We start from the raw sequence: 15,095 nt of genomic DNA on the forward strand, positions 1-15,095 counted from the left end.
TTCATCTTTTTGTTTTAGCTGATAATTTTGTGGGGATACCTCAGGATCTGACCCCGTTTATTCGACCCCGTTTATTCCGTTTACTGATCTGACCCCGTTTATTCACGCCTAATTTTAGTGCGGATAACCGCATAGCGTGTCGACGCCGCAGCCGGCGCTGCTTGATGGCGATAAAATTGTCTAGTTGGGTTTACTCAGCATAGAATTTTGATTTAATCCCGTCTACCCCAATTTCTTTAGCTTCCTTTACTATAAACTCAAGCTCTTCGTTGAGATTTTTATCTAGCTCTATTGCCACGCCGACTAAATCTTTCATGCTGCCATTACGATTATTAAGCAAATACCTCGTTTTAAATTCAACGTCGTGGGCCACAGAATGTATAGCTTCAAACTTTTGACAAAGCCTCTTACTATCTGATTGATCATCAATTAATTCACTGAGCTGAGCAATTAATTCATTGATAGTTTTAATTGAATCATAGGAATCAGTTAGGCCAATTCTTGCATCCCTAGATAGATCCATGCATATCTCATGGAAATGCTCATCAAAAATAAAGGTGTGAATTCTTCCTGGCACTGAAGTTACTCTCTGATTTAAAACTATAAGTTGAAGAGCGTACTTCGTTTGACGCATCATTCTCACTAGCCAAGCATTTATATCTGAAATTTCAACGTAGACAGAATCTATAATTTTAACCTTCCGCCTTTTCACTTTGATTAGGTCAGTAAGCTGGCTTAGGAGCCAACCAAGACCGACACCAATTAGAGCTGAAATAATATTTACGTCCATGATTTCCGCCTATGGCTATATATCTAACGTCACAATTCACTGGCAGCTAAAAGCAGAGTGAGCTATGGCGAACGGCACCATTAGCCGTTCGGGCAAAATTGCCTTGTTAGGTGACTTTCCAGCACGTCAACCGAGCAATCGACTATAAAATGTGGCATTGTTTCCCCAGCGAATGCAGTGAGCGACTACAGCGGTTTGTTAGCACCTGCTGCCTCAATAGGTTCAATACATAAAGAATAGTTTTTCATGCCAGCCGCCAAACCTGCAAATAGCAACTCTAACCCGAATCGCCAGCCAAACTTGCCAATAAAATCATCGAAGCTTTTAATTGGATTTTCTAATTCTTCACAACTATTTACTAAAAGCTCTTCATAACTTGATACGAGCATTTTATTTAAACTGAAAAGCTCCCTAATTCTGTCCTGCGTTCCTGAGTGGGAGAAGTCTTTTATATTAGTTGCATGTGCATAATCATTCCTAATTTTTCTTAGAATATGGCAACTTCGTCGAGTATGTTGATTTATGCAACCTACTCTATAAGCCAAATCTATTTTTGCTGAGAACGATTCAAATGGAGCATATCCATTATCAAATAACTCATCATTTTTATCTAATGACGGAAGAAGGCGAGCTTTTAGCAGGCTACCTAAGATATCTTCAATCATAGATGCCGCAACCAATACCGCTCCACGATCGCTTTCGTCATGAATGATTTCCATGAATTCTTTAAACGTCTTGGTTAAAGGATCATCCATACAAACTCCCTTAATTCCTAAAGGTGCTAAAACTTATTCTGCGAACCTGCAGTTAAACACGGGTTAACCTGTGTTTGTAAATGTACAGAACACTACACCGCTTATTTAAAACATACAATAACTTACAGGTACAGCTGCTAGTTGTGCTGGCGACAAATACTGCTTAACTCGTCTAACACAGCATGGGTAGTGTTTAGCCAGGCTCTGGCTGCAGGTCGATAAAGCTACTAATGGTTAATCGCCCCTTTGCCGGATCGGCTGACAGGCTGGCATCGGGCGGGATCGAGCCGCTGTGCAGTGCATGGCGGCGGTAGATAATCAGCCGGTTAAATATACCTTCAGCGGCGGCTATTTGGGTAAATAACGGTGTGTCGCCGGCAATATAGCCGGCATCGCGGCCGGGTATGTTTGGGCCGTCGTTTTCGGCTTCCAGCGCAGCAAAATAGGCTGGTGCGCGGTTGTTGTCGATAGTCTCGAAGCCGGTTTTACGATGGCGGTAAAAAGCAGTACCACCCTGCTCGCCGTGAAACAAATAATGCACTGCCGCCAGTGCGTGGCGTTCGGTGGTATCAAAGTGCGGAATGCGCTGCAGCAGCTTTAACTGCTGTGGTGGCGTGGTAACCAGCGAATAATGGCAGACAGAAAAGCTCAGTTTACCGGCCGGTAAGGCAAAAAAATCGCTTAGCAGCGGCGCCAGGCTTTGCAGCAGCACTTGCTGATACGCCTGCGGTGCCGGCGCGCGTACGCCGGGATAATAGGGCGAATTGGCGACAAAGCGCTGCTGGTTGGCATCGGCCAGCAGCATTCCAGGTTTGGCAATAAAGTTATCGACAATCAGCAGTGGTGATTGCTCATGGCCAATATACAACTGCTGCAGTTGCATAGCGGCGTGGCTTTGCAGCTCAGTGATCCCGTTGGCCATCTCAGTTACCATCTCAGTTGCCATCAGCTTTGCAATAGCGCTGGATAAAATCGCGGTGTGACGGCAGCCGCTCTACCACCTGGTTAATGGTATGGCGAATACCGTGCAGATAACGGCTTAGCTCGGTTTCACTTAAGCTGGCCACTATCTGATGATAATTATCCGGCAGCAGGCGCTGGCCCAGCATTACATGCACCCAGGATTCCAGCCGGAATAACTCTTCACCACTTTGAAAGGCGCGGGCGCTGTCTTTAAACAGTGCCATACGCTGTGCCAGCGAATCCGGAATGGTCATAGTGCGGCAGTAATCCCAGAACGGGCTGTCGCTGCGCTGGGTTTGGTGATAATGCAAAATAATAAAATCGCGCACTAATTCCAGTTCGCTGATCGACTGGCGGTTGTATTCATCGCTCAGCACCTCGCTACAGCCGTGAAACGGAAACATCCGCAGCAGGCGGATCACGCCGTTCATAAACAGATAAATACTGGTCGATTCCAGCGGCTCAATAAAACCGCTGGACAGGCCCAGCGCCACACAGTTTTTATGCCAGAACTTCTTGCGCCGGCCGGTTTGATAACTGAGCATTCTGGGTTGCATCAAAGCCGGTGTTTCCAGGCCATCCAGCAAGCGTTGCCGCGCCTGGTCGTCAGACAGATAATCGCCGGCATACACCAGGCCATTGCCTACACGGTGCTGTAACGGAATTTTCCACTGCCAGCCGCTGTCATGCGCAATGGCACGGGTATAAGGTGGCAAGGTAGCCGCCGGTTCGGTTTGTACTACCACAGCCTTATTGCACGGCAGCCAGTGGTCCCAGCGCTCAAAGCCGGTATGCAGGGTTTGTTCTATTAACAGCGCACGAAAGCCGGTGCAGTCGATAAATAAGTCGCCGCTGATTTCCTCACCGCTTTGTAGCACCAGGGCGCGGATATCGCCGTTTACGTGCTGTTGCACCTGTGCAATTTTGCCCTCAATTCGTGTTGCGCCCTGCGCTTCACTAAAATTGCGTAAAAAGCGGGCATAGCGGCCGGCATCCAAATGATAGGCATAGCTGATGGCCGAGCTGTCTGACTTGGCAAACTTATGCGCTTTGGCCGCCTGCAGCTCGTAGCAATATTCACCCAACGGCGCGGTAATACCCATGCGCAGGCCATGCAGATAATAATGCTGAAAATCGGCCAGAAAGCTGCCTTTGCCGGTGGTACCAAAGGGGTGAATGTACTTATCGCCAATCTGGCCCCAGTTTTCAAACGAAATACCCAGCTTAAAGGTGGCGTCGGTGGCGCGCATAAACTCCTGCTCATCGATACCCAGCAGATTATGAAACAGCTGCACCGGCGGTATCGTCGATTCGCCGACGCCAACGGTACCGATCTCTTCTGATTCCACCAGTACCACCTCAATCAGACCTTTTAAGCGCTTTGACAACGCCGCGGCCGCCACCCAGCCGGCAGTGCCGCCACCGGCTATCACCACTTTTTTGACGCCCGGTTGTTGTTCAGCTTTAGTGTGCACAGCATTGTCCCTCATATCAGCGATTTAACCGGTTAAGCAGCATGGCTCTGAGCTGTCTGGCTTGCATCTCATCCAGCTCGCCCAGTACGCCGCGGGCCTCTGCCGGCAAGTGTTGCCCTGCCTGCTGCGGGTTATCAAACACATAATAATTCAGTACCGCCTGCCAGGCGCGGCGTTCCGGTTCCGGCTTGTCGCGCAGGCACAGCAGGGCGTGATACAGCAGGTTCATGCCCGAGCCGGTGTAGCGCGGCGCTGTGCTCCACCAGTAGTTGATCAGGATATTAAAACTGTTGAGTGCTTCTACCTGATGCCACCACATGGCGGGCAGATATAAGGCATCGCCCGGCTCCAGTTCAGCGATTTGGCCGGCGGCAATGGCACGGGGGAAATTGGGAAAACGCTGCAAGTCCGGGTTGGCAAAATCGACCATGCTGATCACCTGGCCGCCGGGTGTCGGCTCTAATGGCCCGGGGTATAAATTGCCGATTTGCTGCGGTGGAAACAAGCTAAAACGGCGTTTACCCAGCACACAGCAGGCGAGGTTTTCCGAAGCATCATAATGACAGGCTGCCAGCGAGCGGTTGCCGAGCCAGATACTGACGCGATCCGGCTCGGTGGCGTAATCCAGCGCTGGTTTGGGCAGTGCAATATCGTTGTGCTGGCGCAGAGTAGGAAAATGCGTTTGCAGCAAATTAGAGGCAATGTACACCGACGGCGGTTGCGCCAGTTCCTGCCAGGCCAGAATCAGCTGCAGCACTTCATCAACACGGCCCATCCGCGTGTCGTAGTTCAGCCTGGTGCAGCTGTCGTCATAAAAATAGCGGCCATTCAGACCGGGCTCGCCGTAATACACCTGGGTTGGTTTGCCATTGTAATGCTGTTGCAGATAAGCCGCTGCCAGCGCCGGGCTGTGCTGGCCCTGTTGCACTAACGGCCAGTGGCTGACCACGCCTTTTAACACTACCGGTTCATTGCCGCACAACAGCTGCGGCGGGATAACACCGGGTTGGCAGGCTACTGCCGGGGTTTGACGGCTAATCTGTTGCATAGTCGCGCGCCGTTACAGTGTACTTTGCCGGCGCAGCAAAGTGTTTTTGCGGTCAATTAAGCTGCGGATATTGCTCATGGAGCTGACCATGGCATAGGCCAGTTGTAAAAAACCGGCCTGATGTAACTGTTCCAGCTCAGTGGCGCGCAGCGCGGCCAGCCTGGTGGTACTGATACAGTAATTACCGGTTAAGCGGTGTTTGTCGCCGTTATCCAGGCTGAATTCAATATTGACCGGCTCTATCAATTCCAGTTGGCTGAAAGCGGCAAACATTGGCGTTGCCATGGCCAGCCCCTGATGGATGGCCTGCAACCTGGCAGAGATATGTTGCAGATAAGGGCTGTTGCCGCCCTGGGGTAAAAACAACGCCTGGCCGTGTTGCTCACTGACCTTGGGGTGGTCCATATCAATATGTACCACCGGATTAGGTGCCGCAGCGTCGCCCGGCTGGCGCTGAAAACCGATCAAAAACGGACCCTTTTCAATGCTGGCCGGTATATAGCGGGCGTCCCAGCCGGCGGGATGAGCGCTGTCGAGGTATAAATTTTCCTCTGCGGCAAAGCCCAGTAAGGCGATGGCCTGATAGTGGCCGTCGGCGCTGTCGCGGCGCAGCAGTATCGGGTACTCTTTTTGCAGTTCAGTAAATTCGGTAGGAAACACCGGCACACTGGCCAGGTTGTCGGCGTATTCTGCGCTAAAGTGATGCAGTACGCGGGTATGCTGGTGGTCGATGTTGTTCAACAGTACATGTCGGGTCATGCGTTACATCCTGTGTCGGGCTTAGTTGTAACTGTTACTGCTTAACGTACAACTATTACAGCATTACCGCCAGCCCCCGGCTGGCGGTAATCTCTCTATCAGAAGTCGTAGCGTACGCCAATCTGATAGCGTGGTCCCAAGTCTGTCAGGTACCACAACATGGCTTTATTCCTGGCGTGAGAGCGGCTGTTCTCACCGGTCAGGTTCAGGGCTTCAGCAAATACCGTCAGTTGCGGGTTAATGTCGTAACTGACATTCAGATCAATTTGCCAGTAAGCCTCTTCATACTTGGGGTTGTTTGAACCGCCTTTATTCACTTCCGCCAAATGCTTGTCGCGCCAGTTCCACGCCAGCCGCATCTGCCAGCTGTCTTTCTCGTAAATACCAATCAGGTTAGCGGTGTCGCTAAGGCCAATCAGCGCAAACTGTGATTCGTTCGGATCAGCGTTGTTATTAAAGCCAACGTCACCGCGTACTATGGTGTAGTTAGCCTGGACGCCAAAACCGCTTTCACCGAAGAAATGCTGTATAGCAAACTCAGCACCGTAGATCTTGGCGGCCCGGTTGTTGTCCGGCGTACTGGTACGGAATATTACTTCCGGGTCGGCATCGGTAGCCCGTAAATCGAAGCCCGGGTTATTGGCGAGGAAATCTATCTGTGCCGGTGTGCCGGTAAATTGCGGATTAGCGCCAAACTCGGCAATCATATCCGGATGGGTGCGGTATTCATTAAACACCATCATCGCATACAGGTAGGTGTCATCCAGCGGGAAACCGCCATCTTGTATTGCCTGGGCTGCCGCTAAAGCCCGCGGGCCGGCGGTTACATCGCGGATACCCAGCAGGGGTTGGTCAACCTGGCGGCTGCCGATAAAGTTAACCACGTTTTTCTGGAATACCCCGGCCGACATATAGCTGAACGGGTTGTAATACCACTCCAGTGACAGGTCAAAGTTCGTCGATTCCAGTGGCAACAGTGCCGGGTTAGATGCATCGGCTGTGGGTTGGGCACCTAACAAGGTGGAACCACCGCCGCCGCCAAAGTCGGAAGCCGATACGCCTAAGTTACCCAGCCCGGCACGGGCGATAGTTTTGCTGAACGAGAAGCGGCTAATCAGATCGTCACTAAGATGCAGGCTGACATCGAGGCTGGGCAGCAAATAGTCATAATCATTTTTTGCATTCACAGGCTCCGGCGGTACGGTGGAGTCGACATAAGCAACCACATCGTCGTTGTCCTCCCACTGAAAGTACACCTCACTTACTAAAGAGCTGGACTTAGAATCGGTTTTTTCGTAGCGCAGGCCGGTTAATACATCAAACTGCATACCGCCAAGCTCTCCTTCCATCGCGATCTGGAAGTACACTGCCATGGTGTCTTCTTCTACAATGTCGTCGTAAGATAAAGCACTTTCAACAGTGGAGGGAATCCCCGGATACAGCGCTTCGGCAGCGGTATACAAGGCGCGCGGATCGGCAATAAAGCCATAGCCGCCCGCCAGGGTGTTGTAGTCATCGAACTCGCCCGGTAAATCAAAGGGTTGGATCAGATCACCAAATTCGCCTGGGTTGGCAACGTTCCAGTTACCCAGCGCGATATTGTTACCGGCGGTTTGGATGGAACGCGACTCCATTTTGCGCATTTCCACGCCAAAATCAAAGCGGCCGTCGTCCAGTTGATAACTGCCGTCGAGCTTAACCTGGTCTATGTTACTTTCCTGGCTGGCATTGCGAATGCGCGCTATGGAAGAGCCGACATCACCGGCATCTACCATGCCGTTGGCATTGGCGCCTTTATCTGGCAAGGTGTCATCATACACGTTCAGGTAAGTCGGTAAGTCGGCGCCCCAAAACCATTCACGCGAGGTAACAATAGGCGCACCCAGGCCAACGGCTAACTCGCCGGAATTACGCGGCCCGGTGCCGCGGCTGTACAACTCTGAGCTGTGGGCATCCAGCATCAACGTCAGGGCGTTATTTACCTGATATTCCAGGTTTAAGCCGGCAGATTTCAGCGTATTGGTTTGTTCACGCCATTGCTGCTCATAACCTTCATCGACGGCACTGGCGTAGGTTTCCTGAATATAAGACGGCGTTTTCACTGTGTTATTGTCAAATTCTACAATTTTCGTGTTACTGCCTCTTTGCACCCAGTTGGTAATTTCACCACGGTGCTCTACCAGGTTATTTTCGGCAAAGGTATAGTCTACGGTGGCAGTAAAATTGTCGGATGGTCTGAACTGCAAGGTCAGCTGGGCATTATCACGGGTGCGTTCGGTATTGGAAAACGCATAACGGATATCGTTTGGCCGGGCATATAACTGGCCTTGCTCCGGGGCATTAACCACTGCAGTATCAATGTTATTCCAGGTGCGGTCAGCATCGGCAATATCGTCCCAGTAATCTACCTCCCAGTCATTCACCGTGGCGCCGGTATAGCCGGAATCACGCTGTTGGTGGCTGGCGGAAATACTGACACCAAACTTGCCATTGTCCAGCACATGACTGAAAATACCGGATACTTCCGGTGTTACATCGTCGCCGCTGCGGTTGGTGGTGTCATGCACTGCTTTTACGCCAACACTGGCTATGGTTTCACCTGTGTCCATCGGCCTGGCGGTTTTTACGTTCAGCGTGGCGCCTATACCGCCGGTGGCAATATTGGCTTTGCCGGTTTTATACACTTCTACTGCGCGGATACTTTCTGATGCCAGGTTGGAGAAATCAAAGGCCCTGGCGCTGCCGCCACGGGTAGTGCCGTCGGCACCCGAACCGGCACCGTAGGTGGTGGCTGAAGGCATAGTGCGGCCGTTCAGCGTAACCATATTATTATCGCCACCAAAGCCGCGTACTGTTACCTCGGAGCCTTCGCCGTTAGTACGGCTGATAGACACCCCGCTAATACGCTGCAGTGATTCAGCCAGGTTCGTATCAGGGAACTTACCTATATCTTCGGCGGATATGGCATCGACCACCCCCATGGAGTGGCGTTTAATGGAGGCGGCTTCCTGCATACTGGAACGCACACCTTTTACCTGAATTACTTCTATGTCTGCTGCCGTGACGGCTTCCGTCTCCGGCGCCTGTTGCGCATACAGCGGCAGGCCCGCGGCACTACCAAGCAGCAATGACACCGCTTGGGCCAATGCCGTTTTGGTAAATCTTTTCCTGTTTTCCATTTTTCCTACATCCCCTCATGATTTGTTATAAGTCATTCAAATCAAACAATCGGGCAGAAACGCGGTCATTTATTACTGTTGTCTGGCTCTGCCGGTCTGTTTGTTTGTGCAGGTGCTAAACTCCCCGGCCTCCTGCACATCCATGCCGACCAGCCAAGCCCCCGACAATCATTGTAGTAATCTTGTTACATTGGTGAAGTTGTCAAAATGCGTTACCTTCTTGCTTTTTTTTATATTTTCAGCAGATACGGCAGCAACAGCAGTGTTTACGGTGTTTTATCGCGGGCAAACAGTGCTTGCCCGGGTGGGTATTGTTATAGTGCGGGGAAATTCAGGTAGTTAGCAAGCAGATAGCGCAGTGCGGTTATACCGGCCGGGCTGTGCCTTGTTGTGGCAACGCAATGCAGCTTAGGCTGACGCGGTTGCCGCCGGTCTTCTTGCCCTGATACATGGCTTCATCGGCTAACAGCAGCAGTTCTTTTTCGGTTTTACTATGTTGCGGATACAGGGCTACACCAATGCTGGGTAAAATGTGCAGCAAATGGCCGGCCAGCGCAAAAGGTTGGTTTAACGCCTGGCGGATTTTTTCTGCCAGCTGCAGCGCGGTATGTTCACTGTCTACCTGCTCCAGCAGAATCACAAATTCGTCGCCGCCAAAGCGCGCCACGGTATCGCTGTGGCGCAGGCAACTGAGAATACGCTGCGCGGTAAGTTGCAACAGCTGATCACCAATATGATGACCGTGCTGATCGTTAACCGGTTTAAATTTATCCAGGTCAAGGTACAGCAAGGCAAACTTACCCTGCTCACGTTCTGCCCGGGCTTTGGCAGATTGCAAACGGTCAGCAAACAGTTCGCGGTTGGGCAGCCCGGTAAGTTGGTCGTACAACGCATTGTGCTGCAGTCGTTCCAGCATTTGTTTACGTTCTATTGCTACCGCCACCTGCACCGAAACAAACTCCAACAGTTCTATCTCGCTACTGTTGTAGCTTGCTGCTTCAGCATCGTTTTGCAGCATCAAGGCGCCTATTACGGCATTGTGCGATTTTAACGGCACGCCTAACCAATTGGCGGCTTTTTCCCCGGCCAGTTGGCGTAACTTCGGTGGCAATTCTTTGCGGTTATCGCTGCTCAGCAGTATGGTTTCTGCGCGGCGGATTACTCCGGCGCAGAAGGTTAGCATCTCGCTGTGCGGTGGGTTTTGCTGCGCTGTGTCATAGACAAAATGCAGCTGTTGGCTGCTGTTATCGCTCAGCGCCAGGCTAAAACGCCGCATCGGAATTAATCCGGCAATAATATGCTGAATATTGCGGTACAGGGCGGGTAGATCATCACTGGCAAAGGCGGCCTCGGAGATGGCATAAATAGCGGCCTGGCGCGCTTCAATGTGTTTACTGCGGCTGATATCGCGGGCTACCGCCACGCGGCGCTGATCGTTGTGTGACCAGCGGGCCGACCACAGCAAATACACTATCTGACCATCTTTGCGGATATAACGGTTTTCAAAGTCTACTTTTACCACACCGGCATTAATTTCGGCGGCGGCCGCTAAAGTACGTTCACGATCATCGGGGTGCACCAGTTCAATCATCGGCCGGCCCAGCATCTCGGCCGGCTTATAACCAAAGATACGTTCAGCACCGGCACTGACAAATTCAAAGCGGCCGTCCTTATCAACCACACAGATAGCATCAAGCAGTAAATCGATATAGTTACTCAGCGCTTTGTAACTGTCGGTGTTCATAGCAAGGCTAAGGCTTCGCAGCAAAAGAGTTGTGTAAACCTTAGCATGAATCGGCCGGCTTATCTGCGGCTGGCCGCTGAAATATTAGCGGAAACTAAATCGTTAACCTGGTTGCTTAAACTGCTAACCCGCCGTTGGCAATTGCGCAATAACAGCAGGCCGCGTAAAGCAGCAGGGGGCCGCAGCACCCTGCATAAGTTTAAGGTTTAAACGCGACCGGGCTGGTAAAGGGGGTAACCCCGAGCACCGGATACAGCTCGTCCGGTTTGTAGTAATGCTTACCTTTAAACACCAGTGCCACTTTGCGGATATCGGCGATATTAGTTGTCGGGTCGCCGTTGATCAGCAGTAAATCGGCATCTTTGCCAACGCTAACCGAACCACTGTGATAGGCCGCGCCGACCAGCCGCGCCGGTTCATAACTGCCAATACGCAATACGTCCAGCGCTGGTATGCCGGCCTGAGCATACAGCTCCAGCTCGCGGTGCAAGGTAAAGCCGGCAATATGATCGGTGCCGGGTACTATTGGCACGCCGGCGTCATACAGTTTTTTCACCATTTTCAGCATAGCGTCAGCCGACTTTTTGTACACCGGCTGCAGCTCCGGCGCCACGTTCATTGAGGCGCCTTTTAACTGCCTGACCACGGACGGTGGAAAATGGTCGGCAACGGCGGCAAATTCCGGGTCAATCTGTTTATTTTGCCGCAGCAGCAAACTGCGGAACGTGGCAACCGTAGGGTCAACCACAATTTGTTTGTCGGCCAGCAACTTAATAAAATCTGTTACCGGTTTGCCGGTTAAATCCAGGCTGCCGGCTTTTTCACCGACCAGCGAAAAGCGTAGCTGGGTGCGGGTGTCTACTTCGGTGCCGGCGAGAAAGTTTAAAAACAGCATATTTACATGCTGAATTTCATCAAACCCCTGCTCTACCGCCTGGCGCGCTGTCATAAAAGCCGGCACATGGCCGCTTAAGCGCATGCCGCGGCGGTGTGCATGTTCGGCAATTGGTTTTACCCAGCTGGGATCAATCGAGCTGTAGATCTTAATTTGCAGATAACCGTTGTCAGCGAACCAGTCTATTTTTTCATGCGCTTCCTGTAAGGTATTAACCGACAAGCCGGCGGAATATTCGCTTTGTTTATCAAAAAAACCGGCACGGTATACCCGGCTGCCAATCAGCTGATCGCTGTTAAACAAGCCGGCTATTTCCATAATATTGTCATGGTTGTTGCCGATATCCCGCACGCTGGTAACGCCGGCGGCAATATTCAGTAAACCATCGTTTTTCGACAAATGAGCATGCATATCCCACAGCCCGGGGATGATGGTTTTACCACGCGCATCCAGTACCTGCGCCCCGGCCGGCGCGGTCAGGCCACTGGCTACTGCCATGATTTTGCCGTCTTGCAGCAGTACGTCGGTATTGCGCAGCACTTTGCGCGCTAACACATCTACCACGCTGCCGCCTTGCAGCAGCACAGTGCTGTAACTATGGCTCAGGTGTTTGGCAATATCGGCCAGATAGTCATTCTCGGCCTGCTTTTGTATTTTTGCCAGCTCGGCAAAGTTGTCCAGGCTAAAGCCGTCACGGATAACCCGCATAAAGCCGCTGAAATCCTGAGCGAAATAATGGCCATCTTTGTCGAACCAACCAAAGGAGGGGTTAAACGCCAGGCCACTGATGGCGTATAAGGTCACTTCTTTGCTATTGCTGCCGTTAGTTACCGTCACCGTTTTCAGCGCATCCAACCTGGCTGTACCGCCCGGGAATAAGTCGACCGAACGGGTGGGTGACGCCAGCAGGGCTTTCATCAGCACATGGCCGGCGGCACCGGCTTCATCCGCCGGCACGTAATAACGTGGCTCGCGGCTTTGCAGCATGCCTTCGTCTTTATTGCCGGCCCAACGCGCCACGCCGTCCACCAGGCTGAACTGCTCGGCTATCGGCGCACCAAAAGCTGAAGTGCCGTTGGCGGAAAAGGCCACCGGTACGCCTTTTTCATCAACCTGCAGTGTTTCGTTAATGGTTACCACGCGGTTGTTCCAGCTCAGGTTTAACGATGCGCTGTAGTTACCGTCATCCAACCGGGTAATCACCTGCTCACCGGCTTCGCCTTTTTCCGAATACAGCTTATTAACCACCTTCTGTTCAGCCGCCTCTGGTGCGGCGCAGCGCAGCAATACCAGGCTGCAGATCAACATAGCGCTAAGTTTCATTAGTTGTCCTTAATCAGCAAATAACCCCGGAAACTATAGCAGGTCGTCGCGTTAAGGCAGTGGCAGAGGGGTAAATTTTGGTTTTGTTACTGCAGGCTGCTGATTAAGTGTTGGCAATTACGCCACACCAGGGCGTAAATGGTTAGTTGCGGGTTGGCGCCGAGGCTGCTTGGCAGGATAGAGCCGTCGAAAACTGATAAGTTTTGCAGCTGATGATGGCGGCCGTTTTGATTGACCACACCCCTGGCCGCGCTTACGGCCATATTGCAGCCACCCATAACATGGGCCGACACCACGGTTTGCTTAAGCGCCTGCATTGGCAACTGCAGTATGGCTGCTTTGGCCTCGTGCCAGTTGTTATACAATTTGGCGTCGTGGTGAATGGGTAATACCTGGCTGGCGCCGGCGGCAAATTGTAGTTCGGCCATTGATAACAGGGCACTGCGCATACCCCGCCAGAGATAATCGCTGATGGGGTAATCCAGTACCGGCTGCTGTGCGCTGTCCAACAGCACAGTGCCGCCCTGGCTTTGCGGGTGAAAACCATCGCGCAGCAGCGCAATAATGGCCTGTAACTGGTTAAATTGCCGCATTAAGGCGGCATGTTGCTCGCCACTGCCAATCAGCTTGGTGGCCATTAGCACTGGGTGTAACGGTGGTACTTCCAGTTTATAACCGGCGCTATCGCTGTGTTTTGGCCAGACAAACTGATCGGAGTAAATCGACTGCGGCGCGCCGCTGTGGCCGTTAATGGCTTCAGCAAACAAAGCGCCGGAAATCACGCTGGGGTGTAAATAGGTATGCCTGCCTAAGCGGCCGGACGGGTTGGGTACTTTTGAGCGCAGCAGCAACGCCGGTGAACCGATAGCGCCGGCGGCGACAATATAATGTTTCGCCGTAATGCGGATGCGCAAGTCAGTGCGCGGCTGAAAGTGCTGATCTACCGGCACGGCGTCCAGTCCTGTGATGCTGTCGCCCTGCCAGTGCAATTGGCGCACGGAAATACGCGAAATTAACGTGGCGCCAAGTGCCATAGCTGAGGGAATAGTGCTGACCAGCATCGATTGTTTGGCGTTAATCGGGCAGCCCATACCGCAATAGCCCAAATTAGCGCAACCGTTAACGTTACGGCTAATTACCGTGTGTTGCCAACCCAGCTTTTGGCAGCCTTGCTGCAGTTTGGCGTTGTTGGCATTGGGTGGCACAGCCCACGGCTGTATGTTCAGGCGTTGCTCTGCTGCTGCGAAATAAGCAGATAAATCGTCATCACCACCTAAATTGACGCCAAATTCGCTATGCCAGTAGTCTAACGTGGCTTGTGGTGTGCGAATTGATGTCGTCCAGTTGACTGTGGTGGAGCCGCCGACGGTGCGGCCCTGTAAAATGCCAATTGCCTGATCGCGGCTTTTACGCGCGGCGCCTTCCTGGTATAACTGCGGGTAAGCCCAGCGCTCCTGCATCACAAAATCATCGCGGGTGTACCAGGCTCCTTCTTCTAACAGCAGTACCTTAAAGCCGGCCTGCGCCAGTTGTTCTGCCGCAATACCACCGCCGGCGCCGGAGCCGATAATAACGATATCAGCGTCTAACTGCTGGTCTTGCACAAACCGGCTGGCATCCAGGTGGTTAGTCGTCATCAGCGAAACCGCGGCGCGGTATAAGCCAGCGCTTGCCAGTGCTCACTTTGGCCATAATAAGCGCCATATAGCAGCTCGCGCAGCCCATGATAAGCTTGCTGCAACAACGCCAGGTAGCTGTCGCGCCACTGGTTTAGCAGTTGCAGCCGCTGAGCAATACTAAGCTGCGGCAGGCTGCTAAGATGACCGCTAAGGCCCAGCCGGCTGATACGGTTGGCCAGCAGATTAAACAACTGGTTCAACTCCTGCTGCTGGCGCAGCGGCAAAAACGGCAGGAAATCGTTAATGGCGGTTTTAGTGCGGTTAAGCTCAGTGCTGGCTAAGGTCGCATCTTGCGGTAAAGCGCCGTACAATAGCGCCGGTAACAGGGCCGACAACACCAGATCTCGGTTGCTGCTATCCGGCGCCAGGCTTTGCTGCCAGCCGACAATAGCTAAACCGGTACCTAAGCTGGCTGCAGCGCCTAAGGCTATACCGGATAAAATAAATTGTCGCCGATCCATAGGGCTGCACCTGCAGTAAGACTT

11 protein-coding genes are annotated in these 15,095 nt (G+C 52.3%); all 11 read right to left on the reverse strand.

Annotation, left to right across the window (positions count from 1 at the left end; genetic code table 11):
• Nucleotides 1–190: 190 nt before the first annotated feature.
• Complete coding sequence (locus ACTZWV_RS18540) at nt 191–790, reverse strand: hypothetical protein (protein ID WP_444787974.1); 600 nt, start codon at nt 788–790, stop codon at nt 191–193.
• Nucleotides 791–975: 185 nt separating this feature from the next.
• The gene (locus ACTZWV_RS18545) at nt 976–1,545 is read right to left on the reverse strand and encodes a hypothetical protein (RefSeq protein WP_444787975.1); all 570 of its coding nucleotides are present in this window, start codon (nt 1,543–1,545) and stop codon (nt 976–978) included.
• Between the two features lie 193 nt (nt 1,546–1,738).
• A complete protein-coding gene (locus ACTZWV_RS18550; RefSeq protein WP_444787976.1) occupies nt 1,739–2,467 on the reverse strand; it encodes a DUF6445 family protein in 729 nt (242 codons plus the stop codon).
• Nucleotides 2,468–2,480: 13 nt separating this feature from the next.
• The gene (locus tag ACTZWV_RS18555; protein WP_444787977.1) at nt 2,481–3,983 is read right to left on the reverse strand and encodes a tryptophan halogenase family protein; all 1,503 of its coding nucleotides are present in this window, start codon (nt 3,981–3,983) and stop codon (nt 2,481–2,483) included.
• A gap of 16 nt (nt 3,984–3,999) precedes the next feature.
• A complete protein-coding gene (locus tag ACTZWV_RS18560) occupies nt 4,000–5,031 on the reverse strand; it encodes a cupin-like domain-containing protein (RefSeq protein ID WP_444787978.1) in 1,032 nt (343 codons plus the stop codon).
• A gap of 12 nt (nt 5,032–5,043) precedes the next feature.
• Nucleotides 5,044–5,790: a SapC family protein gene (locus tag ACTZWV_RS18565; protein ID WP_444787979.1), complete on the reverse strand. Its 747-nt coding sequence runs from the start codon at nt 5,788–5,790 to the stop codon at nt 5,044–5,046.
• 98 nt (nt 5,791–5,888) lie between these two features.
• Nucleotides 5,889–8,969 carry a TonB-dependent receptor gene (locus ACTZWV_RS18570; RefSeq protein ID WP_444787980.1) on the reverse strand — a complete coding sequence of 1,027 codons (3,081 nt, stop codon included), beginning with the start codon at nt 8,967–8,969 and terminating at the stop codon, nt 5,889–5,891.
• Between the two features lie 364 nt (nt 8,970–9,333).
• On the reverse strand, nt 9,334–10,713 hold the full coding sequence (locus ACTZWV_RS18575) for a diguanylate cyclase domain-containing protein (RefSeq protein ID WP_444787981.1): 1,380 nt from the start codon (nt 10,711–10,713) through the stop codon (nt 9,334–9,336).
• A 199-nt stretch (nt 10,714–10,912) separates the two neighbouring features.
• Entirely contained in the window at nt 10,913–12,931 is a 2,019-nt protein-coding gene (locus ACTZWV_RS18580; protein ID WP_444787982.1) for an amidohydrolase family protein, read from the reverse strand.
• 86 nt (nt 12,932–13,017) lie between these two features.
• Nucleotides 13,018–14,568 (reverse strand): GMC family oxidoreductase N-terminal domain-containing protein, encoded by a 1,551-nt coding sequence (locus ACTZWV_RS18585; RefSeq protein WP_444787983.1) that lies wholly within the window; start codon nt 14,566–14,568, stop codon nt 13,018–13,020.
• The gene (locus ACTZWV_RS18590) at nt 14,568–15,071 is read right to left on the reverse strand and encodes a hypothetical protein (protein WP_444787984.1); all 504 of its coding nucleotides are present in this window, start codon (nt 15,069–15,071) and stop codon (nt 14,568–14,570) included. The genes ACTZWV_RS18585 and ACTZWV_RS18590 overlap by 1 nt, the downstream gene beginning before the upstream one ends.
• Between the last annotated feature and the right edge of the window lie 24 nt (nt 15,072–15,095).

The organism is Rheinheimera sp. NSM (genome assembly GCF_052380015.1).
In the GTDB taxonomy this organism is placed as follows: Bacteria; Pseudomonadota; Gammaproteobacteria; order Enterobacterales; family Alteromonadaceae; genus Alishewanella.